The sequence below is a fragment of the Paenibacillus sp. FW126-R14 genome (assembly GCF_058789495.1).
Genome location: NZ_JBYTBS010000027.1, coordinates 59,171 through 82,446, shown reverse-complemented (window position 1 = coordinate 82,446; position 23,276 = coordinate 59,171). Strand labels below are relative to the sequence as shown.

The window sequence follows — 23,276 nt, the reverse complement described above, 5'->3', positions numbered from 1 at the left end:
TTACTAGTTTTAAATGGATTGAATTTTTACTCTAATTTAATGGAAATGGGGGAGTTCTTATTTTGTGGGTCTGTTTAGAGGTTGATTTCATTTTTTGTCTGAAAATTATCAGGGGTGGCAGCGGCGATGTATAATAATGTCGCGACCGCAAAAAGACATTTGGAATAGATCAATTATTTATAGTGAATGAGCTGTTTGATCTGGCCTGTCCAAATGTCTAGGAAAATGAGGATAGACAGTTCAATTGATTTTGATGATTACTTTTGAACTGACAATTTATTTGTAGAGTGAATATTTTGAATATTGCATTTTTTAATAATAAACAAATAAGCCCCCAAGAGCCCACATGATGTGGGTTTCTGAAGGCTTATTATTATCGCGAATCCTGAACGACGGTAATCGATTTTTCGTTTCCGACATAGATCCGGTTGCTTCGCGTATTCAAGGCCATGTTCCCGGCGGAGTGCCCGGTGCGCAGTTTGACGAGCTGCGTATTCGTCAGCCCGTTATAGACGAACAAATCGCGTTTTTCCGTGTCCCCGACATAAAAGCGGTTCGTCAATGGGTTGACGAGGAGCGAAGAGAACGTAGGAATCGATATGGAAGCGATAACCGTGTTCGTTTGTCCATTTATAATGTACAGTTTGCCTTTGCTCGTCTGCTGAGCGCTCGTAATATAGATGCGGTTCGTGAGAGGGTTCACGGCGATATCGCTTTGGAGCTTTCCGAGTTGAATGGGGGTGCTTCTCCCTAAGGTGGAGCCCGATATAACGGAAGCAAAGCGGCTGAGGTTGTTAGCCACGTAGACCCGATTTGTCTGTGGGAGGACAGCCGGCGTAATAATAGGGTTGTTTCCGACTTTAATTGTCTTGATCAACCGCATCGTAGAGCCATTGATCACATGAACGGAATCGTTGCCTACATTTGTGACATAGATGCGATTCGTTCGTTCATTAATGGCCACAAGGGCTGGCGATCCGCCAACCTTTAAGGTTCGAAGGATACGGTTCGTGCGGCCATCGATAATACCGATGGTTCCGTTCGTATCGGCAGCATAAATGCGGTTGCTTCCGCGATGGATGGCGATGCCGAAAGGGTGCTTGCCGACAGAAACGTTCGTGATCAGGCGATTCGTGATTCCGTCGATCACGGAGACGGTGGCAGCACGGAAGTTTGTCGCATAAACCCGATTGGTGCGGGGGTTCACTGCCAGGAATGCGGTGCCGTCACCGGTCTGCACATTGCCCATCACATGGTTAGTGTTACCGTCCAACACGCCTACTTGATTATCGCTATGGACATAATAGACTCGGCCTGTCGCCGAATTGACGCGAATATCGCCCACTTGTGCAGCCACGGGTACAATCTTGAGTACGCGTGGATTGTGGGTTTGCAAAAGCCGGATGCCATGTTCGGGCTGAATGGCTCCCCCGGCCAGTCTCACCTGAGCGCCTTTTTGTAAAAGAGGTTTTGAGACGTGAGTCATAGGAGTCCCCTTCCCTGTTCATCAATGTTTCCAATTAGTATATGGCTGAAACTGAAAATGGGAACTTGTTTACAGTCGTCACAAATCTCGGATCATATCGTTGTATATACTTTACATTGCCGAAGGTATGGTATAATTTGGGAGATAAAGATGAAGGGGAATGAACAAAGGAGTGTCTGGGATGCCGATAATGAGGGCAAGAACTGTCGCGATTGTAAACGCAGCATGCGTTTGTATTGGAGTAGGGATTTGGAGTTTCGGTTCCGTTGATTACTGGGACAGGACAAACAGGTCGACGCAACTTCTGCCATCTCCGTCGGCGACAGCCGAAGCAGCTGAAGTCGTGGCAACAACATCTACGAGAAAAAGCTTTGACGATTTGCTCCGGCAGTATGGCTCAGTACCGCTTGCCGACGCGCATAACCATGATGCGAGTGATTTCAAGTATATGGACATGTCAAATATGTGGAAAAAGGACGCGGTGGATCGCGTTATTCTCTTCGGGGATGTTTCGGAATCGAGCGCGATTCGAACCGATGCCTATGCATGGAAGGCCTACAGGGACAGGCCTGACTTCTTCGTTCCTTACTTTTCCGGCTTTGATCTGCATGATCCATCCAGTCTTCAGGTCGTAAGGGAAAATCTCGAACTAGGCTATTTTGGACTTGGCGAAATTGCCGCAGCTTCCTATAACTCACCGGTTGTGTCGAAGGTAGAATGGAAGGCGAAGGACCCTATGGACGGCTTTCTTCCGCAAATTTATGACCTGTGTGCCGAGTATCAAGCGCCGATTCTGCTCCATATAGATCCTCCGAATGGCTTTGTTATAGATAAATTGGAAGAAGCGTTATCTGCCCATCCGAAAACGATCTTTATTTTCGGCCATGCCAACGCCTATAACTCACCTGAGAATATCAAAAGATTACTAGAGAAGCATGATAACATTTATATGGACTTTTTCGCCGGGTTTACCGTGTTCAATATGGAAAGCGCGAATCGGATCGAGGATTTTCTGCCCGTTATCCGGCAATTTCCGGACAAGTTTATGCTGAGCACTGATTCCGGTTATGGCCTTGCTAGCGAAGAGGCGGGCATCGAGGCGATGTACCGTGTTTTGGATGCTATCGGCGATCCGGCATTGATCAAGAAAGTGGCTTACGATAACTTAGATACGATCCTACGGAATGAGCCGGCTACTCAAACCCAGAAGGAAGCTATTCAGAAGAAGGATGCAGCGCAAGATGTTGCGAAGCTTACGAAGCTGGAGGCTGGGAAGCTGTTGTGGGGTAATGAGATGCAGCGGCAATAGGCGGAGGATGCAAAAAAAGGCGTGTGAAAAAAACCGCATTCAAACGCCGGTTGGTTGACACGCCTTGTGTCTTTAGCGCAGGTTGGCACGCTTCAGCAGCCGTTGTATCGAGCGGTTCGCTTCCGGCAGGACGATGTCCTTGTCGATGGTCCGCATGATGCGGTTCTCCATGACGATCCGGCCGTTAATGATCGTCGTTTCCACATCGGCGCGCGTCGCGGAGTATACGATGCGCGAAATCGGGTCCACGTCGAAGGACGGATACGTGTGGAAGTTGACCAGATCGAGGATCGCCAAGTCGGCTTTCTTGCCGACTTCCAGACTCCCGATCTCCTTCTCCATGCCGACCGCGCGGGCGCCGCCGATGGTCGCCATACGGAAGACCGTCTGCGCGTTCATCGCCGTCGGTCCGTGTACGGGCTTCTGAATAAGCGCCGCCAAACGCATCTCGTTGAACATGTCGAGATTGTTGTTGCACGGCGCGCCATCTGCGCCCAGCGAGACGGAAATGTCGAGCTTCAGCATGTCAGGCGTCTCGGCGATGCCCGAAGCCAGCTTCAGGTTGGAGCCGGGGCAGTGGCTGACATGGACGCCGCGGTCATGGATGATGCGCTTCTCCTCGTCATCGAGCCAAATGCAGTGAGCCAGAATGAGCCGTTCATTCGCTAAGCCCAGATGGTCGAGATAAACGACATTGCGCATGCCGGTCTCGGCCTGCACAATCTCAATCTCGCCGAGATTCTCGGAAGCGTGCGTATGCACCTTCACTTGATACTGCTCGGACAAGTTGCGAACCTCTCGCAGCAGCTCCTCCGTACACGAGATGACGAATCGCGGGGAAAATGCGTACTGGATGCGACCGCCGTCGTAACCGTTCCATTTCTCCAGCAAATCGACGCTTTGCTGAAGCGATTCGGACGTTTTCTCCTGCAGAGGGAACGGGACCTCATCGCCCTTATCCATCATCACTTTGCCGGACAAGGCGCGGATTCCGCTCGATGCGATGGCTTGGAAGGCAAAGTCGGTATGGTGTACCGTCTCCATATCCACGATGGTCGTCGTACCGCTTTGAATCAACTCGCCGATCCCGAGCAAGGCGGAATAATAGATGGATTCCTCGTCATGGGAAGCTTCCAAGGGCCAGATCCGCTGTTTCAGCCAATCCATCAGCTCCAGGTCGTCCCCTTTGCCGCGGAACAACGTTTGGCACAAATGAATGTGGGTTTGCACGAAGCCTGGAATAACCGTACGATTCGTGGCATCGATGACCTTATCCACCTTCGCCTCATCTACCTGCAAGTTAGGGCCGATGGCCTTGATCCTGTCATCTTCGATGAGCATATCTCCGATGAAAATGTCCCCGTCACGGTTCATCGTTACCATTTCTGCATTTTTAATAAGAATCGTCGCCATGGGCATAAACCTCCTGCTTCTTTATTAGTATATGAAGCTGGGAACGCAAAAAAACTAGCCATGAAAAATATGCAAAGGCGCACATTTTTCGTAGCTAGAAATTTACGGTTTCTAAGTAGAGACCCTTAATCCAATTATTAAGGTTATACGAAAGAGTGTATTCGGTTTTTGTTGTTCCTGCTTTCCTATAGGTTAAACGGTTTTCCCTTGTTTGTCAACAATGTGTTATATAAATTAACACAAACCCTACATGCCCTCCCTCTTTTTGCTGGATCCATCCATAATCCCTGATTATTGGCGACGAAGGCGACCTCATACGTCTCGCCCGGCTGGACGTCCAGTGTATCCGCCCACCAAGGGCTGCCGGTCGAAGGCTTGCCGTTGCGCGACAGGACAAGCACATGATGCCCTTGCAAGTGCATCGGATACGCGATATTGCCGCGATTCATGATGGTCGTTTTGACAAGGTCCCCTTCCTTCCCCATAAACATCGGCGTATTCGGGGAAACTTCACCGTTCCATGTGTAGAGGAAACCGGGCTTACGGTTATAAATGCCGAGTTTAGTATCCAAGATTAAAGTAAACTCCCTGTCAAAGCGGCTGTGAGCGTTAAATGCAGTTGCCGCCGGGCTTCCATAAGATAAGGGATTAAAAGGAACGGTCTGCCCAATTTCCGGAAGGTTCCCGCTGCCATCGGAGGACAGTAGCATGCCTCCGTTGCCATTCTCTCCTATATGGAGGTATACGGGACGCTCCGGCATCACGAAGGTAATATCGTAACGGCCGCCGGTAGGCACGACCAAGCGGGTATTGGTCAACACATCCGGTTTATTCAGATCCCTTCCGTCAATGGCCGCCACTTCGAAATGCGTACCAACGAGCGTGTAGGTTTGATTCACCCAATCGTCCGTGTTAATCAGCCGCATACGGACAGGCGTTCCTGGGGCGATCGTCATGCGTTCGAGCTGGTCGGACGTGCCGATTGCTATCCCAGCGTCATTCCAACGATGCGTCATGACGGTAATGTCTTTCACCGGCTGTAAAGGTTCCGTCTTCGGCTCAACAATCAGCGCTCCGAAAAGTCCCATACTGACGGCTTCGCGGGAGTCCTGGTGCGAATGGTACCAGAAAGTGCCGGCCTGTTCGGCGCGGAAACGGTACGTATACGATTCGCCGGGCATGACCGCATGCTGCATGGCTTCGGCAACGCCGTCCTCTGCGTTCGGCACATCCAGACCATGCCAATCCGCCGTAACGCCCTGCTCGATATCTTGGTTGAGGAGCGTAACCTCAACCAGCTCGCCCTCTTTCGCCCGGAGCTCGGGACCGGGAATTTGCCCGTTGTATGTCCAAGCATCCACTGTTTTGCCAGAGCTCAGCGTGACGGTTTTCTTCTGCGCGGTCAGTGTGAAACGACGGTCGGGCGTCCCCTCGCGAGGACCTGTCAGGTCGGCGGCGAAGATAATTTTGCTCGGGGAGCTGGCCGCCTCTGCCATCGCGCTTTGGTTATGCAGGCTCATATCGATGAGCGCCGCGCCATAATCATGCGTCCCGCTTGCCATGTCGATTTCGGCTGGCAGCTCGCTTTTGTCCATTGCATACGTAAAGAGGTAGTAGCCTGATGCCCCCAGCACGGCAAATACAGAGAGCATGGCTAAGCTGCGTTTCCAAAAGGCAGGAGCCGTATAAATTTCCATCTTACTTACATGCTGGAAGCGAATCCGGTGTCTCCACCAAAGTCCTGTTGTTGCCAGTACGAAGACGGCCAGCGGAACGGAAATATCGAGCCATTTGAAAGGCAGCGCCGGAACTAAGGCAAAATAAAACGAAGTCAAAGCGGCTAGCGCCGACATTTGAAAAGGAATGATGAGTCCGGGACTGGCGGATCTCTGGTGCAGACTTGTATCCGTGGAGAATGCCGCATCGCTTTCCTCTAGGTTTGGCTTCGTAAGTGAGCGCAGCTTAATCAGTTTAGGCACAGAAACAAGCCAGAGGATTAGCAGCGGCAAAAGGACCAGCGGAGCTTGAATAAACACGTGATCGATCCAAAAGTCAGGGGACATCGTTTGCTGCATCCAGGCAATAGCGCCCAAAATAGCAGCGGCCGGAATGACCGGAAACCATGACCAGAACAGCAGCTTGCGCGTTTTGCGGTGCATGTGTTCGATAGTGCGGCTATAAAGCAGTCGGGAAGCTTTGACGCTCCCGATCCAAGTGAAAACGACGAGCAGCAAAGATGCTAACAATATGGTCTCTATACTTAGGCTGTACAAAATGAAAACCCTCCTAATGCTTGCGATACAATCAGTATAGAGTCCTTGTTTGAAGCGACAAACGGTCCCGGGACTAAGTACATACCTAGACTAAAGTTGGGGTCGTTTTATCTGAACCGAAGTTCCTGCCGCTAATTAAGAATGGTTTCAACAGCATGTAAGAATTGGAAATAGTTTGCGTTTTCAAATTCGATATGTTATGATGGAACCAATCGACAAAAAGAACCTGAATTCACATATTGTAAAGGGTTTTCATTTTTGTTAGTGAACCTTTTGCAATGTGTGAATTTTTTCTCTTTGAAGAATAAAAAACATGTTAATAATTTTTGGAGGTATTTCTCATGGCTACTGGTACAGTAAAATGGTTTAACGCAGAAAAAGGTTTCGGTTTCATCGAAGTTGAAGGCGGCAACGATGTATTCGTTCACTTCTCCGCTATCCAAGGCGAAGGCTTCAAAACTTTGGATGAAGGCCAACAAGTTGAGTTCAGCGTTGTTCAAGGCAACCGCGGACCACAAGCAGAAAACGTTGTAAAACTGTAATATAATTTAAGAGACTGCCTTTACTTGTGTAATGGCAGTCTTTTTCAATTTAGCTATTGAAGTTTAACTTACGTAAACGCTGAGGAGGTTCATCATGTATTCCAGAAAAAAGTCCTTTGAAGAGATGCCTCTAGAAAATGTGACGATATGGTCTTGTGAACAAGAAGGCTGTAAAGGCTGGATGCGAGATAATTTTACATTCGATCACGTTCCGACTTGTCACTTGTGTCAGTCCACCATGGTTCGAAGCGTCAAGTTACTTCCTTTAGTTAATAACACGAGCATGGATCAGAAAACGCTCAAAAAAGGCGTGCAAATATAATGGAACAGAAACCCGGAGACAGTGCTGTCTTCGGTTTTTTTGTGTTATTATGAAGTCGTACTGGAAGACTAGCCCATCGCAAGCGAGGGAGGAATAGATGCTGTGAAATCAAAAAAACGCCGCTGGCCGCTCTTGGTCGGCGCATGTCTGCTCGCGGCTTGTGCCGTTGTAGCAATAGGTAAATCGCCGTTCGGTTCCTGGAAAGCTGTGCAAGATAGGCCGGCCGCAGCAACACCGGCGCCCACACCCCCACCCAGGGTGGCCTTGGAGTTCCGCATGGTGGATCTGGACCATGGCTGGGTGAAGTATGCCGACGGAGTCGTTGCCACGGAGGATGGCGGGGGCCAGTGGCAGCCTGCGGAAGGTGACGCAGCGGCTGCCGAAACCGCGGTTGATGGCTCTATAACGGAGCTGTTAAGTTTAGAGCCGGCTGCGGAAAGCGGGGCTGCTTCGTCTGGCTCCGATGCTACGCAGACAGTTACTTTAGGAGCTGCATCGTTTCCTGTGAAGCAAACGCAGTTCCTGACGCCCCGTATTGGCTGGGCGCTGCCCGCCAGCAGCAAGGATGCGAAGAATCCGCTGCTCGTTACCGCCGACGGGGGACAGACTTGGGCGGATGGCATGACCCCGGAGGTCAAGGAAGCCATCCTCAAAGAGAAGAGCCACTTGCAGCAGCTCGCTAAGGAGAGGACGCTTTACGCTACGAAGGAAGCGGCCCAAGGGATCATGAGCGCCAAATGGAAGCTCGTGCCGGAAAGCGCGGCACCCGGAGATGCGGTGCTTGTGCGCTCCGCCGAGCCAGGGACCGTTGTCTGGCTGAACAAAACGTACACGCTCCAGCCATACGGAGCGGGGTATTTCACTTACTTGCCGATTTCGATGAGCGCGAAGCCGGGCAAGTATCCGATCGGCGACCAGACGCTGACCATCGTGCCGAAGAAGTTCGAAACCCAATATCTCAAGGTCACGTCTGAGATGGAGAGTATGAAGCAGGATACGGCGCGGATTGCCGCCGATCAGAAGAAAATCGATCTGGCGCGCAGCAAGTCCGAGCCGGAGTTTCTGTTCAGTGGGCCGTTCGTGAAGCCCATCGAGGGGATTTTGACGACGCCATATGGGTATACCCGTTATGTTAACGGGAAGTACGATAGCGCACATATGGCGGTAGATCTGGCCGCGAAGGAAGGCACGCCGATCAAAGCGACCAATGATGGGGTCGTGGCGCTGGCCGAGAGCCTGTATTTGACCGGGAATTCCATCTATCTCGATCATGGGATGGGGCTTTTTTCGCAGTATGCGCATCTTTCGGAGCTGCGCGTGAAAACCGGTGACCGGGTGAAGCAAGGGGACATCATCGGTCTCGTCGGTACGACCGGGTTTTCGACCGGACCGCATCTGCATTTCACCTTTTGGGCGCATAATGTGCAGGTCAATCCGGATTTATTTTGGAATACGACGCCGTTTCGTTGGGTTCAGCCTCCGGCACAGCCTAAGGGGTAGTTTATTTAGGACAAAGTTTAAAGACAAAGGACACCATTTCTCTATAAGAGAGTTTGTGTCCTTTTCGTTATTTTAGCGTGCAAATGCGCTCGAAGGTCTCCGCGTCACAGATCACGAAGAGCTGCGCTTCCTCGGGAATGAGCTGATCCAGCTTGCGGTTGATATTCAGTTGGTCGCGGTCGGAGATGAGAGTCGCCCCCTCAAGGAGCAGCTGCTCAAACGCGTCGCGGTATGTGTGCCAAGCCTTTCTTTTGCTAAGCACATGAAGATTGCTTCTGGACTGTCTGGTCAAGAGCTGCGACACAATCCGGGACGATCCCGGCGAGAAGGCCGACCGAACGGCAAGCTGCGAAATGGTTTCGGAGCCGAGAATGAATTCGTTCACGTTGACATGCTGGAAATTTTGCAAATTATCGCTGTTCTTAATCTCGACGATCGAGTTGACATTGCGGTAATTGCGCTCGATGGTCGTGGCGACAAGCAGTGTTTTGCCATCGACGAAGGAGGGATCGCGCAGCATGGTTTTGTCTTGGGTGATTTCATCGGCAAAAATAAAAACGGAACGGGCTTTCTCCATATTCGCCATTTCCAAAGTCTCGATATGAGTGGGATTGCCGCGAATATAGTGGACCCTGTTATGTACGATGGGTGTTCTCTCCAGGATATCGATCAGTACGACCTCTGTTGACGTATCCGTGTGCAAAATTTCTTGGATCGCCAGCTCGGCATTCTTGCTCCAAACAATGATGACGAAATGCTGCTCGCCCTGATATCTCAATTTGCCCGCTTCCTTTCGCTGTCTGTATACGAAGAGTGAATCAATGACTTTACTGATCGTGACCGAGATAAGACCGATGCCGAAAATGTAAAGAAAAATGCCGAGGCATTTGCCCGCCACTGTTTTGGGCGTATAATCCCCGTACCCCGTGGTCGTCACGGTTGCCATCACCCACCAGAGCCCGTTGAAGACGCTGCCGAACGTATCTTTTTCCAGCAGATAAGCGCCGGTGGCGGATAGCAGGATAAACAGAAAAGCTAGACTATAGATGAACTTATTGTTCATCCGCAGCAGTTTAAGGAAGATTTTGCTGAAATAAAACATAGGGGCTCCTTTCCGGGAAAAGTAGATATTGGGTCCCTTTGCATGCTACAATAAAGAACAAATGTTCTGAAACGGAGAAGGACGAATGGCCGCAACAATTAACATTTCCGTACGTTCCCTGGTGGAATATGTGTTTCGCAGCGGAAGCATCGAGTCCGGCTTTCGGACGAGCACTGCGCTGATTGAAGGCACCAAGGCGCATCAAAAACTGCAGAAGCAATACGGCGAATCGGATCAGCATGAAGTGTATGTTTCCGCTGAGATTGCCTGTCGGGAACTTCTTTTCATCATTGACGGGCGGTGCGACGGCCTTCTTCAGGGTACGGACGGCGGCCCGCCTACGGTGGACGAGATCAAATCCACTTCGTCGGATATTGGCGAGATTGAGGAGAATTCCTACCCCGTCCATTGGGCGCAAGCGATGTGCTATGCCTATATGGTAGCCAAAGATCGCGGTCTTCATCAGATGCGCGTTCAACTTACTTATATGCAGGTCGAGACGGAAGCTACTCGCCGATTTGTGCGGGAAGTCCCGCTTGAAGAGCTGGAGCGCTTCGTACATAACGTAGTGGAACGTTATTACCCTTATGCGCAGGCGAGATTCGAGCATGAACAGCGGAGGAACCGCAGCATCAAGGAGCTGCCTTTTCCGTTTCCGGCGTACAGGGAAGGGCAGCGCAAGCTTGCCGGGGCTGTGTACAAAACGATTGGCGAAGGGCGCAAGCTGTTCGCGAAAGCGCCGACCGGTATCGGGAAGACGATGTCGACCCTTTTTCCATCGGTCAAAGCGATTGGCGAGGAGCTGCTGCAGCGGATTTTTTATTTGACGGCCAAGACGATTACCCGCACGGCAGCGGAAGAGGCGTATGGGCTTCTTCAGGAACAGGGGCTTCACATGCATGTCGTGACCATAACGGCGAAAGACAAAGTATGCTTGAAAGAGGAAGTCCGCTGCTCGAAGGAGCATTGTGAATTTGCTGACGGTTATTATGACCGGATTAACGACGCCGTACTTGATCTTCTCGGGTCGGAGACGATTATGACACGTACGGTGATTGAGGCGTATGCGCTGAAGCATCGGGTTTGTCCGTTCGAATTTTCATTGGATGTCGCGTATGCCGCAGATGCCGTGATTTGTGATTACAACTATATTTTTGACCCACGCGTCAATTTAAAACGGCTGTTTGAAGAACAGAAGCGGTACACGACTTTGCTCGTGGATGAAGCCCACAATTTGATTGACCGGGCAAGGGAGATGTACAGCAGTGCACTCTCGAAGTCCGGGTTTCTCGCGCTGCAGCGGGAGTTTAAAGGTGTTCGCGCTGATTTGCATGATGCGGCAAAGGCTGTTAACCAATATTTCATCACGCTGCGCAAAAGAATCGGGGACCGCCAGATGATGGTGGAGCCTGAGCTGCCGGAGGAGCTTTTGGCGCTGCTGGACGGCTTTCTTGCCAGCGCGGAGAAAGAGCTGGCGGCAAGCGCCGGGAACCCGGCGAGCCCGCTGCTGCTGGAGACCTACTTCGAAGCGCACAATTTCGTGCGCATCGCCAAGCTGTACGATGAACGGTATACGACGCTGTTCACGTCAGACCGGAACGAGGTCAGCGTGAAACTGTTCTGCCTGGACCCCTCTCATCTGCTCAGGCAGATGGGGAAAGGCTATCGCTCGCATGTGTTCTTCTCGGCGACGCTTACGCCGCTGTCCTATTTCATGGACACGCTGGGAGCCGGCGAGGAGGATTACTCCGTGAGCGTGCCTTCGCCTTTTGCCAAGGAGCAGCTGGAGGTTTTCGTCCAGCCGCTGTCGACGCGCTATCAGGACCGCGAGCGCAGCCGGGAGCGAATAGCCCGCTCGATTTATGACATGGTGACACGGCGTGAATCGGGCAATCATTTGGTCTTTTTTCCTTCGTATGCTTATATGAGCAGCGTATATGAAGCTTTTACGGATCTGATTAGCGAGCAGGGTGATGATGGCGGACTGCATGTTCTGCTCCAGACGGCTCAGATGTCAGAGGAGGAGCGGGAGTGCTACTTGGCTGAGTTTCAGGCAGGCCGGACAGGGACGCTCGTTGGCTTCGCCGTGATGGGCGGTATTTTCTCGGAGGGCATTGATCTGGTGGGCGAGCGGCTCACTGGCGTCGCGGTCGTTGGCGTAGGCTTGCCGCAGCTGGGGCCGGAGCGCAACTTGATCAAGGCTTACCTCGAGGAAACGGGCAAAAACGGATACGAGTACGCCTACGTCTTCCCCGGCATGAACAAAGTGCAGCAGGCCGGCGGCAGGCTGATCCGCTCCGAAGCGGATCGCGGTGTGCTGCTGCTGATCGACGATCGCTACCTGCAGCCGCTTTATCAGCGGTTGCTGCCGGAGGAGTGGCGCGATTATACGGTGCTGCGGTGAACTCTTCGGTGAACCTGTGTGAGAGGGGAGGCAGGGGGCGTTTGTTCCAATGAAGCTAGTCCACATTGTCGGCGGGAGGGAACTATGGTCCTCTATTTGCTGCATAAGCGGATATTTGGCGGAGTAGAGGGAACTAGGATCCCTTATTTCGCCGATTTTGGCTGAAATCAGCTGTTTGGTGGGAAATAGAGCCCTGTGGTTCCCTTTTTCTGCTGAAAGCTGTTGATTTTGTGCAAATAGCGCCCTCTAGTTCCCTTTTTGCAATGGGGTAAGGGGACGGGATGGACGGGATGGGACGGGGCAATGGGATTGGGATAGCGGGAGCGGGACTGAACAGGGGAACGAGATTGAAACAGCAGGTAATAGAGTTGGACGACCACAATCCATAAATAACAAAGGGGCTAACCTTAAGTAGATAAATCTACTTAGGAAGCCCCTTTCCTATATCGGTCAGCCACTTGCACTCCATGAGCAGATTGCAATTTGATCAGGCTTTACGCTGTGTTTGTAGATGGCATTACCTGTCTACAGCGACATGCGGTAAATGTTAACGACATCCTCGCGAGTCAGCTTTTTAAAGTTCCCGAAATCGCCGTAGACCATGGCTTTATTCGCCATTAGCTCGATCGTGGAATCATCGATGCCGTAATCCGCCAACCGGCTTGGTGCGCCGATGATGTTGAAGAATCCGCGAAGCTCGGCGATACCTTCCTCGGCGACCTGACGGTCCGTTTTGCCGGCGGTTGTAACGCCAAAAACGCGCTGTGCGAACTGTTTGAACCGCGCTTCATTGGCATCTAGCGTGTAAGTCATCCAATTCGGGAATAATATCGCAAGGCCTCCGCCATGCGGGATGTCATGAACGGCGGACACGGCATGCTCCAGATTATGCGTCGCCCAATCGCCGCGCACTCCCATGCTGAGGATTCCGTTAAGCGCCATGGTGCCGCTGTAAAGAATCGTCGCGCGATTTTCCAGATCGTTCAGATCCTGCAATAAACGAGGCGCCGTATCTATGACAGTACGCAATATAGTTTCGCAGAAGCCATCTTGAATAGGCGTATTGGAGCCGTGATGGAAGTATTGCTCGAACACGTGAGACATGATGTCGACCATACCGTAAACGGTTTGATTTTCAGGCAAGGAAGTTGTGTGCGCAGGATCTAGAATTGAAAATTTCGGATAGGAGAAAGGGCTGCCCCAACCGAGCTTCTCTTTGGTTTCCCAGTTCGTAATGACCGAGCCGGAGTTCATTTCCGAGCCTGTCGCGGCGATGGTGAGCACAGTGCCTAGCGGTAGTGCATCTGCGGCTGCAGCTTTACGAGTAACGATATCCCAGAAATCGCCATCGTATTTGGCACCTACGGCAATCGCCTTGGCACAATCGATGACGCTGCCTCCGCCAACGGCGAGGATCAAGTCGATGTGCTGCGTACGGCATAAGTCAACGCCACGATGAACCGTCGTAAGTCTCGGGTTAGGTTCGACGCCGCCCAGCTCGACAATCGAAGCATCGATACTCTTCAGCAGGTGAACAACCTGGGTGTAGATGCCGTTCTGCTTAATGCTGCCGCCGCCGTATACAAGCAGCACGTTTTTACCGTATTTGGGTACCTCCGCCGTTAATTTCTCGAGTTGCCCCTGACCGAAATGCAGCGTGGTTGGATTATAAAAAGTAAATGTATTCATTGAAATACCTCCTTAAGAATCATCTGATGCTATGCCTTGCTCTTTTATTGTATAGAAAGCAACTGGAAAAAACAAAAATCGGCACCCCAAAAAGGCGCCGGATCGGTTCCTGCTTTTAGGAAAGGCACACATAGATTGCTTGAAGAAGGAGTTCCTAGGACCATGCTAGAAACTCTGAAAGAGAAAGATTCCATTTTCAGGGAAGTGATCGCAAGGTGTTAACTACTCGAAGATCTGATCATATTTTGGAGATCGCTTATAGTTGTGTGCGGTGGTTTTTTGTGCCGACATCAACCATTCTATTCCTGAAATACTATCATCATGCGACGCGTGATCTGATCCTTTTTTGCATGTTGTTCGTCTTTGGGGTTATTTATATGAGCATTACAGAATTCGTTCTCCATCGCAGCCCGGTTCATTCAATGATCTACCGTTATGTCACGAGAATTGGTGTGTTCATGGATTACGTGGCTTTTATAACGCTTATTTCATTGACAGGGGGCACGAACAGCCCGTTGTATCCGATTGCCTATCTCCTCCTCCTGCACGCTTCGCTCTACTGGAGCTTTACAGGTGCAATGGTGGCGACGGGCATGGTGATTGTCGGTTATATCGGCGTGGTTCTCTTGGTGGATGGCGGTTTTATGGCGGAGGAGATGCCGCGGCATTTGTTTAATTTTGCTTTCACGATTATGATGGGCGTGATTGGCGGCATCATTGTGGCGCGGGAGCGGAAGCATTTTGTAGAAAGAGGAATCTTCGAGAATTTAGCTAAAAAAGACTATCTCACAGGGCTCTACAATCACCGCAGCTTTCAAGAACAAATCAGGGAAACGATTACGAATAAGCGGTATTTTACCCTCATTATGGGGGATATCGATTATTTCAAGAAAGTAAATGACCGATACGGTCATCAGGTCGGGGACTCGGTGCTGCGAACGATCGGAAGCTTGTTTGACTCCGTCATTCCCAGAGCTCATGGCAGTGCTTTCCGCTATGGCGGCGAAGAGTTTGCCATCATTTTGTATACCGAGGACCGGCTTCTGGCGAGTGAGTTCATGCATCAATTCAGAGAGAAGCTGAAGGCGTTGGAATTCGGTTCGGAAGATGAGAAGTTTCATGTAACGATGAGTTTTGGAGCTACGATCCGCGTGAACGACCAAAGAACAGCGGAGCTCGTGGCTGCTGCGGATGCATTGCTGTATACAGCCAAGGAGCAGGGCAGAGACCGCTTAGTATGGGGGTAGCCTTATTTATGCAGGAGAAAATGGCAAGATGCGTCCGGTATCGACTAAACCTTAGGAGGAATTCACATGGCAACATTATCACCCTATTTGTATAGCAGCAATGCAAGGAAACAAGCGGACTTTTACGTAAAAGCGCTCGGCGGAGAAATCGTCAGCCTTCGTACGTTCGCGGATATGCCTGGAGCCGACGCATCGATGAACGATCGCGTGATGCATCTGGAGTTGCATGCTCTTGGCCTGCGCTTTTTTATGGCGGATGCAGGTACGGAGACGGTGGATCGGGGCCGCGGCATGGATTTGACGTTGGAATTTCAAAATGAAGAGGAAGCCCGCCGGATTTTCGCAGGGTTGTCCGATGACGGTAAAGTTATGATGCCGTTTGAGCGCATGTTCTGGGGTACGATGTTCGGCCGCCTGGAAGATCCGTTTGGCGTGGTTTGGCAGATTTCAACTGAGGCTTAGTTGCATCCTACAGCAGCAGCCCCTCTACATCTACGGACCGATTCGAGTCTGTTTATATTCCGTTTAAAATACAGGTGTATGATTCTTTTGCAAAGAGATATTGAGAAATCATTCACAAGACGGTTGAACATTCGATCGGGTAAAGGAGTAGAGATAAATGGCATCTGTAAGAAAACAAGCGACTGAGGGCGCAGGCAACTGGCGAGGGTTCGTCCGCTTGCTGATGCAGGCGAATCCGCCAAAGCTTCTGTTAAGCATAGCGCTAGGGTTAAGCATTATTTCAACGTTGGTAGGTCTGGTAATTCCGCTGTTTACAAAAAATGTCGTAGACAGCTTTTCCATCGATGCATTGAATTGGGTGCAAATTACCGGCATGGCGATCGCCTTTGTAGGTTCGGCTGTCGCATCAGGCATATCCGTATATTTATTGAACTACGCGGGGCAAAGTGTGGTTGCGAGCATTCGGGACCGCCTATGGAAAAAGCTGCTGGTGCTGCCGGTCGGCTATTATGATAATCACCAGACGGGGGATACGATTTCCCGGATGACCAATGATACGGCGGTTATTAAAGGGCTTATCGCAGAGCATACGTCAGGATTCGTTACGGGCGTCATTTCGATTATAGGTTCAGTAGCGGTTCTGCTGTATATGGATTGGAAAATGACGCTCATCATGTTCAGCGTATTCCCGCTGGCGTTCCTCATCTTATTCCCATTGGGACGGCAAATGTTCAAAATCTCCAAGGGCATGCAGGCGGAGACCGCAAGCTTTACGTCCGTACTGAATCGCGTCCTGTCGGAGATCCGCCTGGTGAAAGCAGCCAGCGCGGAGCCGGTCGAGTACCAGGAAGGCAGCTCGGGGATTCAAAAACTGTTTAAATTCGGGCTGCGCGAAGGCAAAATCCAAGCATTAATGGCGCCGCTTGTTACATTTGTTATGCTCATGTTGTTTGTTGTCTTGTTCGGCTACGGCGGGATGCGGGTCGCTTCAGGCGCAATATCCGCGGGTCAGCTGGTGGCGTTCATGCTCTATTTATTTCAAATTGTGATGCCGATTACGCAAATTACACAGTTTTTCAATCAGGCGCAGAAGGCGATGGGGGCGACGGATACGATCCTCAAGGTGCTCGATTACGAAGAGGAGAATCCGCATGCAGGCGTGCCTGTAGCGAACGCTTCACAGTCGATCGTTTTCGACCGGGTGACTTATGGCTACAAAACAGGGGAATCCATCCTGAAAAATGCCAGCTTTACGATGGAAGCGGGCAAAGTGACGGCCATTGTCGGTCCGAGCGGAAGCGGGAAGACGACAACGTTCTCGCTGTTGGAGAGGTTTTACGCGCCTCAGAAGGGTTCCATTACCTTAGGTGCGGATGCCATCGATCAGTTCTCGCTCATTTCCTGGCGGAATCAGATCGGGTATGTTTCACAGGAGAGTCCGCTTATTGCAGGCACGATCCGGGATAATATTTGTTACGGGCTGCAGCGCGAGGTGTCGCTGGAGGAGCTGCAGCGGGCTTCGCAGATGGCGTATGCCGACACCTTTATTGAAGAGCTGCCGCAGAAGTATGAGACGGAAGTCGGCGAGCGCGGCATCAAGCTGTCCGGCGGACAGCGGCAGCGGATTGCGATTGCGCGTGCTTTGCTGCGCGATCCGAAAATTTTGATGCTGGACGAAGCGACATCGAGTCTGGACAGCAAGTCCGAGGTTGTTGTGCAGCAAGCGCTTCAAAACCTTATGCAGGGGCGGACGACGCTGGTCATCGCGCACCGCTTGTCGACGGTTGTCGATGCTGACCAGATCATCTTCCTGGACAAAGGCGTAGTGACAGGAAGCGGTACGCATCAGGAGCTGCTGGAGTCGCACGATATGTACCGCGAGTTTGCTACGCAGCAGCTTCAACTGCAGGAGCAATTGTCTGCTGATTCGGGTATTGTGCAGGTGGAGGGTCGGTCTTCTGCGGAGGTTCCTACCCATTCGTGAAATTGGAGTAGGGCAGAACCTGCAGGGGCAAGCAAAAAGGGTTGACAGACGAGATCTGTTCAACCCTTTTTGTCGTTCTGTCATCGAGCGCCGCGAGATGCAAGGTTTCCTTTCATCAGAGCGGCGATTTTGCGCTCATTCTCTCTATTTAGAGCTTCCAGCCTCTGGATGACAAGCTCTTGGCGTTCCACGGGATGGTTTTGGCTTAATTTGGCCTTGCCCTCCATGCTCGTAATGTTGATTTTGAAAGCCTGAATGCCTTGACTTAATCCGGCCAAATAGGCGGGATCTACAGAACCTAATTCATAGGGACTGTCGGGCTCTTCATATTTTGCAATCAAATCTTGCATGGAGGCCATCACTTCTTGATCGTCGTCAATAAGATGGGCTTGCCCGTATACATGAACAGCCACATAGTTCCATGTGGGAACGGACTTGCTTGTTTCGTACCAAGAGGGAGAGATGTAGCTGTGCGGCCCTTGAAAAATGACGAGAACCTCTTGCTGCGCGAGATCCCTCCATTGCGGGTTGGGATTTGCAACATGTCCATATAAGCATTCGTTTGTGCGATCCAATATAAGCGGCAAGTGGGTCGCGAACGTGCGGTTTTGATGCTGGGAAACCAGTGTGGCGAAGCCGTTTTGTTCGATAATATCGTGCATGAGGCTGCGGTCTTTTATTTCAAAATAGGGAGGGATGTACATAGCTGCTGCTCACCTGCTTCGTTAGTTTTACGACATTATAGCAATGGAGACGGTATTTACACAGGGCCAATTTCGGCGGAATGTAGTGTGCCACCTGAAGAAAGGCAGAAAGGAAGAACAGCGCTAATGGCGAATAGGTAGAGTAGAAACAGAAGATGATCAGGAGGGATGCGGCAATGGATAAAGTGCGGTGGGGGATTATTGGCTGCGGCGATGTGACCGAAGTAAAAAGCGGACCGGCTTTGCAAAAGGTGACAGGTTCAGAGCTTGTTGCCGTCATGCGGCGCAATGGCCGATTGGCTGAAGATTATGCGAGAAGACATGGCGTAGCCAAATGGTACGATGACGCGAATGCGCTGATCCACGATCCGGATGTGAACGCTATTTATGTCGCAACGCCGCCCGGTTTTCATCATGAATATACGTTGATGGCGGCCAAGGCAGGAAAGCCTGTTTACGTGGAAAAGCCGATGGCTAGAGATCATGGCGAATGTCTGGAGATGATCGCGGCCTGCGAAGAAGCAGGGGTACCGCTGTTCGTTGCCTATTACCGGAGAGGCTTGCCTAAATTTGTCCGGATTAAAGAACTGTTGGACAGCGGCGTATTGGGGGAAATCCGGTTCGTGAGCACCACTTATCTGCAAATGCTGCGGGCTGAACAAGGGCAGGATCTGCCATGGCGCTTGCAGCCTGAGCTTTCGGGCGGTGGGCTCTTCGTTGATTTGGCCAGCCACACGCTGGACATTCTGGACTATTTGCTGGGTCCGATCGGCGAGGTCAAGGGCTTTGCCAGAAATCAGAGCGGGCGGCATCAAGTTGAGGACATAGTGACAACAGCCTACGCGTTTGAATCCGGTGTAATGGGAACGGGAATTTGGAGTTTCAACAGCTTCAAGCGCAGCGATGTGAACGAGATTGTGGGCAGTCTCGGCAAGGTTACGTTTTCGACGTTCGGCGAGGACGTTCGCGTGGAGGCGGAGGATGGTCAGGTGCAGGAAATGACGATTCCGGGCCCGGCGCATATTCAGCAGCCTTTAATCGGAATGATCGTTGACGAGCTTAGAGGCGTGGGGCAAAGCCCGAGCACGGGGCGGTCGGCAGCTAGGACGAATCGGGTCATGGATGAGCTGCTTCACGACTTTTATCGACAGTAATCGCCGGGGATTGCATCCCTATATGACCAGAATTGATAAAACGATTGACGGAAACACGCAAGCCAATTAAACTATGGTAAATTAGACTCAGTTGGATACCTGACAACGCCTTTACACTTTGCTGAACGAAAGCGTTAAAGTGGTGAGCGGGCAGTGGATTCAAGCTGGCCAATAAGATACAAAAGAGAGGGGTAATTAGGTTGAAAAAGAAAGCACTCGCATCACTTGTATTATCAGCAGCTCTTATGGTCGTAGCCGGTTGTGGTCAAAAGGCAGCAACAACGCCTGCCGCAGGAGGTGCGTCAACAGCTCCGGCAGCAACGGCAGCTGCGCAAAAGACGTACAAAATCGCGATTTCGCAAATCGTGGAACATCCTTCTTTGGATGCAACCCGTCAAGGGTTTTTGGCAGCGCTTAAAGATGCCGGAATTGTCGAAGGCACGAACCTGAAGGTTGACTTCAACAACGCGCAAGGCGATCAAACGAACAATTTATCGATCGCACAAAAAATCGCTTCCGCTGACAATGATCTGGTGCTTGGTATCGCAACACCATCCGCTCAAGCGGTTGTACAGCAAGTGAAAAAAGCGCCGGTTCTGTTTGCGGCCGTTACGGATCCGGTTGCAGCTAAGATCGTGACGAATGTGGATAAGCCGGGCGGCAGCGTTTCCGGAGCATCCGATACGAACCCAATGGCGGTCGCGCAATTGATGGATTTCGTTGCGGCTAACATGCCGAAAGTGAAAACGGTCGGTCTTGTTATTAATGAAGGAGAGCCGAACGCTGTCATCATGGCGAAAAATGCGGAGCAAGCTTTGGCGAAGCATAACATCAAGCTGGTTAAAGCACCTGTAACGAATACATCCGAAGTGAAGCAAGCCGCTCAATCGCTGGTCGGACGCGCGGATGCATTCTTGATTACGCTGGACAACACAGTTGTTAGCGGTGTAGATGGCATCATTCAAATTGCTAATGATAAAAAAATTCCGTTCTTCTCCAGTGACCGCGATACCGTGGAAAAAGGAGCTTTTGCAACGGTTGGCTTCAAATATTATGATCATGGTTATCAAGTAGGTCAAATGGCTGTTGATATTTTGAAAAACGGCAAGAAACCAGCCGACATGAAAGTAACGGTTCCGGATAAGCTGGATCTGATCTTGAACCTGAAAGCAGCTAAAGCGCAAGGCGTTGAAGTTACGGATGCTATGAAAAATGCAGTGAAAGACAAAGAGAAAAACATCATTCAGTAATGTTTTGGATACAAGAGGGGTGGACGACACTTTCGTTCGCCCCTTTTTTCTCCCATTGGGGCGCAGTGGCGGACGTTGTTTATTTTTAAAATAGGAGGTTGTTAGATTATGATGAGTTCCATGAGCGGCGCCGTCGAGCTGGGTCTTCTTTACGCCCTGATGGCACTTGGTGTCTATATCACTTTTCGCATTCTCGATTTTCCTGATTTAACGGTGGATGGAAGTTTTACGACTGGCGGCGCTATCGCGGCTATTATGATTTCGCACGGCTATTCGCCTTTGCTCGCATGTCTGGCTGCTTTTGCCGGGGGACTTGCAGCAGGGGCTTGTACGGGATTGCTTCATACAAAAGGGAAAATTAACGGGCTTTTATCCGGTATTCTGATGATGATCGCCTTATACTCGATTAATATGCGGATTATGGGGAAACCGAACATTTCGCTGCTTGGCGCGGATACGATGTTTACGTCAATCTCTCCGATTGCGGCGGGATTCATCGTTGTCATTGTGTTTAAACTGCTGCTGGATGCGTTCCTTCATACAGATTTGGGGCTGTCTCTGCGTGCAACGGGGGATAACGCCCGTATGATTCGCAGCTTCGGTGCGAATACAGATAACACGACCATTCTGGGCGTTAGCTTGTCCAATGGCTTAGTGGCGCTTTCCGGTGCGATGATTGCACAGCAATCCGGGTTTGCCGATATCTCCATGGGGATCGGGATGATCGTTATTGGCTTGGCTTCGGTCATTATCGGGGAAGCGATCTTCGGCTCACAGAGCGTGTTCCGCGCGACACTGGCGGCTGTTCTTGGCTCCATTGTGTACCGTATCGTCGTAGCGCTGGCGCTTCGTGTGGAGTGGCTCAATGCCTCCGATTTGAAGCTAATTACCGCGATTATCGTTATCATTGCGCTTGTGCTGCCGTCCGTGCAGAGGTCCATCAGGCAAAAGGCAACCGCCAAACGGCGCTCCGCCGAGCTCATCGCCCGCGCTGTGCAAATCAATAAGGGAGGTGGCCGCTGATGCTGAAGCTCTCGAATGTTTCCAAGCTCTTTAACCCGGGTTCGGCCGATGAGAAGATTGCGCTGATCGGCATTAACTTAACCCTGAAGCCCGGCGACTTCGTCACGGTCATCGGCAGTAACGGCGCTGGCAAATCGACGCTGATGAACATCATCTCCGGGGTGATGACGCCGGATGCCGGCGAGGTGGCGATCAGTGGCGAGACCATCCACCACCTGCCGGAATACGAGCGCAGCCGCTGGATCGGCCGCGTCTTTCAAGACCCCATGGCGGGGACGGCTCCTCGAATGACGATCGAGGAGAATCTCGCCATGGCGTACTCCCGCGGCAAGAAGCGCGGGCTCAGCTTTGGTACTAACGCGCGTAGACGTGCGTTATTTCTGGAACAGCTGCAGCGCCTGGGCATCGGCTTGGAAAGTCGTCTGCGCGCGAAGGTGGGCCTGCTCTCCGGCGGAGAGCGGCAAGCCCTCAGCTTGCTGATGGCGACCTTTACCAAGCCGCAGATTCTGCTGCTGGATGAGCACACGGCCGCGCTAGATCCCGCGCGGGCCGAGCTCATTACACGATTGACCGAGGAAATCGTGCGCGAAATGAAGCTGACCACGCTCATGGTCACGCACAACATGGAGCAGGCGATTCGGTTGGGCAACCGCCTGATCATGATGGACAAGGGCCGCATCATCCTCGACGTGAGCGAAGAGCGGAAAAAGGATCTCACCGTAGAGCAGCTGCTCGGTGAGTTCGAACAAATCAGCGGCAGCAAGCTGTCGGATGACCGCGTGGTGCTTGGGTAATTAGAAAAGCCTTCGGCGCAAGGAGAAATCCTTGGCTGAAGGCTTTTTGCTGTGTGTGGGCAAGGGAGCGGCAAATGTGCTCGGTAGTGAGATTGATGCGTGATGAGGGGGTTGAACAAGTTGAACCATGAATCGGAGCGGTGCCTCCGATACGAGAGGTAGCTGCTGTAAGTGACAAGAGAGCGGCGAATGTGCTCGTTAGTGAGATTGGTGCGAGAAGAGGGGGTTGAACAAGTTGAAGATGAATCGGAGCTGAGCCTCCGATGCGAGAGGTAGCTACTGTAGGTGACTAGGGAGTGGTAAGTGTGCTCGTTAGTGAGATTGGTGCGATAAGAGGGGGTTGAACAAGTTGAAGATGAATCGGAGCTGAGCCTCCGATGTGAGAGGTAGCTGCTGTAAGTGACTAGGGAGAGGCAAATGTGCTCGTTAGTGAGATTAATGCGTGATGAGGGGGTTGAACAAGTTGAACCATTAATCGGAGCTGAGTTTCCGATGCGTCTTGATTGCACTTTATACAATCATTTGTGCCTTTTCTTGCTACAGCAGCAGGCTATGTTGTATTTTATACAACCATTTGCCCTTGAAAGCGGACTAATCAGCAAAATCAAGAGAAATGAG

General features: G+C 51.3%; 18 protein-coding genes and 1 riboswitch. Of the genes, 12 read left to right on the top strand and 6 right to left on the bottom strand.

Going from position 1 to position 23,276, the window contains the following annotated elements; translation table 11 throughout:
* Positions 1–373: 373 nt before the first annotated feature.
* The gene (locus AC3WRW_RS18130; RefSeq protein ID WP_492547709.1) at positions 374–1,486 is read right to left on the bottom strand and encodes a YncE family protein; all 1,113 of its coding nucleotides are present in this window, start codon (positions 1,484–1,486) and stop codon (positions 374–376) included.
* A 181-nt stretch (positions 1,487–1,667) separates the two neighbouring features.
* Here AC3WRW_RS18130 and AC3WRW_RS18125 point away from each other — a divergent pair, with 181 nt between their 5' ends.
* The gene (locus tag AC3WRW_RS18125; protein WP_492547708.1) at positions 1,668–2,795 is read left to right on the top strand and encodes an amidohydrolase family protein; all 1,128 of its coding nucleotides are present in this window, start codon (positions 1,668–1,670) and stop codon (positions 2,793–2,795) included.
* 72 nt (positions 2,796–2,867) lie between these two features.
* Here the strand turns inward: AC3WRW_RS18125 and AC3WRW_RS18120 are convergent, their stop codons facing one another.
* Both AC3WRW_RS18120 and AC3WRW_RS18115 read right to left on the bottom strand, forming a co-directional pair.
* Positions 2,868–4,208, bottom strand: a complete 1,341-nt coding sequence (locus AC3WRW_RS18120) for a 5'-deoxyadenosine deaminase (protein WP_492547707.1) — start codon at positions 4,206–4,208, stop codon at positions 2,868–2,870.
* A gap of 71 nt (positions 4,209–4,279) precedes the next feature.
* Positions 4,280–4,379: riboswitch (purine riboswitch) on the bottom strand.
* Between the two features lie 14 nt (positions 4,380–4,393).
* Positions 4,394–6,481, bottom strand: coding sequence for a multicopper oxidase family protein (locus AC3WRW_RS18115; protein ID WP_492547706.1), 2,088 nt, complete (start codon positions 6,479–6,481; stop codon positions 4,394–4,396).
* 341 nt (positions 6,482–6,822) lie between these two features.
* Between AC3WRW_RS18115 and AC3WRW_RS18110 the strand changes: the two genes are divergently transcribed.
* The 3 genes from AC3WRW_RS18110 to AC3WRW_RS18100 all read left to right on the top strand — a co-directional run bounded on the left by AC3WRW_RS18110 (position 6,823) and on the right by AC3WRW_RS18100 (position 8,845).
* Positions 6,823–7,023, top strand: a complete 201-nt coding sequence (locus AC3WRW_RS18110) for a cold-shock protein (protein ID WP_127453854.1) — start codon at positions 6,823–6,825, stop codon at positions 7,021–7,023.
* 94 nt (positions 7,024–7,117) lie between these two features.
* Positions 7,118–7,345: a cold-shock protein gene (locus tag AC3WRW_RS18105; protein WP_492547705.1), complete on the top strand. Its 228-nt coding sequence runs from the start codon at positions 7,118–7,120 to the stop codon at positions 7,343–7,345.
* A 102-nt stretch (positions 7,346–7,447) separates the two neighbouring features.
* Positions 7,448–8,845 (top strand): M23 family metallopeptidase, encoded by a 1,398-nt coding sequence (locus AC3WRW_RS18100; protein ID WP_492547704.1) that lies wholly within the window; start codon positions 7,448–7,450, stop codon positions 8,843–8,845.
* 67 nt (positions 8,846–8,912) lie between these two features.
* Here the strand turns inward: AC3WRW_RS18100 and AC3WRW_RS18095 are convergent, their stop codons facing one another.
* Positions 8,913–9,947, bottom strand: a complete 1,035-nt coding sequence (locus tag AC3WRW_RS18095; protein ID WP_492547703.1) for a potassium channel family protein — start codon at positions 9,945–9,947, stop codon at positions 8,913–8,915.
* Between the two features lie 85 nt (positions 9,948–10,032).
* Here AC3WRW_RS18095 and AC3WRW_RS18090 point away from each other — a divergent pair, with 85 nt between their 5' ends.
* Positions 10,033–12,351 carry an ATP-dependent DNA helicase gene (locus AC3WRW_RS18090; RefSeq protein ID WP_492547702.1) on the top strand — a complete coding sequence of 773 codons (2,319 nt, stop codon included), beginning with the start codon at positions 10,033–10,035 and terminating at the stop codon, positions 12,349–12,351.
* A gap of 525 nt (positions 12,352–12,876) precedes the next feature.
* Here the strand turns inward: AC3WRW_RS18090 and AC3WRW_RS18085 are convergent.
* Positions 12,877–14,040 carry an iron-containing alcohol dehydrogenase gene (locus tag AC3WRW_RS18085; RefSeq protein WP_492547701.1) on the bottom strand — a complete coding sequence of 388 codons (1,164 nt, stop codon included), beginning with the start codon at positions 14,038–14,040 and terminating at the stop codon, positions 12,877–12,879.
* 377 nt (positions 14,041–14,417) lie between these two features.
* Here AC3WRW_RS18085 and AC3WRW_RS18080 point away from each other — a divergent pair, with 377 nt between their 5' ends.
* From AC3WRW_RS18080 to AC3WRW_RS18070, 3 genes are all read left to right on the top strand, one after another.
* Positions 14,418–15,287 carry a GGDEF domain-containing protein gene (locus AC3WRW_RS18080; protein WP_492547700.1) on the top strand — a complete coding sequence of 290 codons (870 nt, stop codon included), beginning with the start codon at positions 14,418–14,420 and terminating at the stop codon, positions 15,285–15,287.
* A gap of 66 nt (positions 15,288–15,353) precedes the next feature.
* On the top strand, positions 15,354–15,749 hold the full coding sequence (locus tag AC3WRW_RS18075) for a VOC family protein (protein WP_492547699.1): 396 nt from the start codon (positions 15,354–15,356) through the stop codon (positions 15,747–15,749).
* Between the two features lie 157 nt (positions 15,750–15,906).
* Entirely contained in the window at positions 15,907–17,733 is a 1,827-nt protein-coding gene (locus AC3WRW_RS18070; RefSeq protein ID WP_492547698.1) for an ABC transporter ATP-binding protein, read from the top strand.
* Positions 17,734–17,813: 80 nt separating this feature from the next.
* Here AC3WRW_RS18070 and AC3WRW_RS18065 read toward each other — a convergent pair whose 3' ends face one another.
* Positions 17,814–18,437 (bottom strand): FMN-binding negative transcriptional regulator, encoded by a 624-nt coding sequence (locus AC3WRW_RS18065; RefSeq protein ID WP_492547697.1) that lies wholly within the window; start codon positions 18,435–18,437, stop codon positions 17,814–17,816.
* A gap of 176 nt (positions 18,438–18,613) precedes the next feature.
* Here AC3WRW_RS18065 and AC3WRW_RS18060 point away from each other — a divergent pair, with 176 nt between their 5' ends.
* The 4 genes from AC3WRW_RS18060 to AC3WRW_RS18045 all read left to right on the top strand — a co-directional run bounded on the left by AC3WRW_RS18060 (position 18,614) and on the right by AC3WRW_RS18045 (position 22,658).
* Complete coding sequence (locus AC3WRW_RS18060; protein WP_492547696.1) at positions 18,614–19,591, top strand: Gfo/Idh/MocA family protein; 978 nt, start codon at positions 18,614–18,616, stop codon at positions 19,589–19,591.
* A gap of 200 nt (positions 19,592–19,791) precedes the next feature.
* A complete protein-coding gene (locus AC3WRW_RS18055) occupies positions 19,792–20,841 on the top strand; it encodes an ABC transporter substrate-binding protein (RefSeq protein ID WP_492547695.1) in 1,050 nt (349 codons plus the stop codon).
* A 108-nt stretch (positions 20,842–20,949) separates the two neighbouring features.
* Positions 20,950–21,864 (top strand): ABC transporter permease, encoded by a 915-nt coding sequence (locus AC3WRW_RS18050; protein ID WP_492547694.1) that lies wholly within the window; start codon positions 20,950–20,952, stop codon positions 21,862–21,864.
* The gene (locus AC3WRW_RS18045; RefSeq protein ID WP_492547693.1) at positions 21,864–22,658 is read left to right on the top strand and encodes an ABC transporter ATP-binding protein; all 795 of its coding nucleotides are present in this window, start codon (positions 21,864–21,866) and stop codon (positions 22,656–22,658) included. Before AC3WRW_RS18050 ends, AC3WRW_RS18045 begins: the two co-directional genes overlap by 1 nt.
* Positions 22,659–23,276 lie beyond the last annotated feature (618 nt).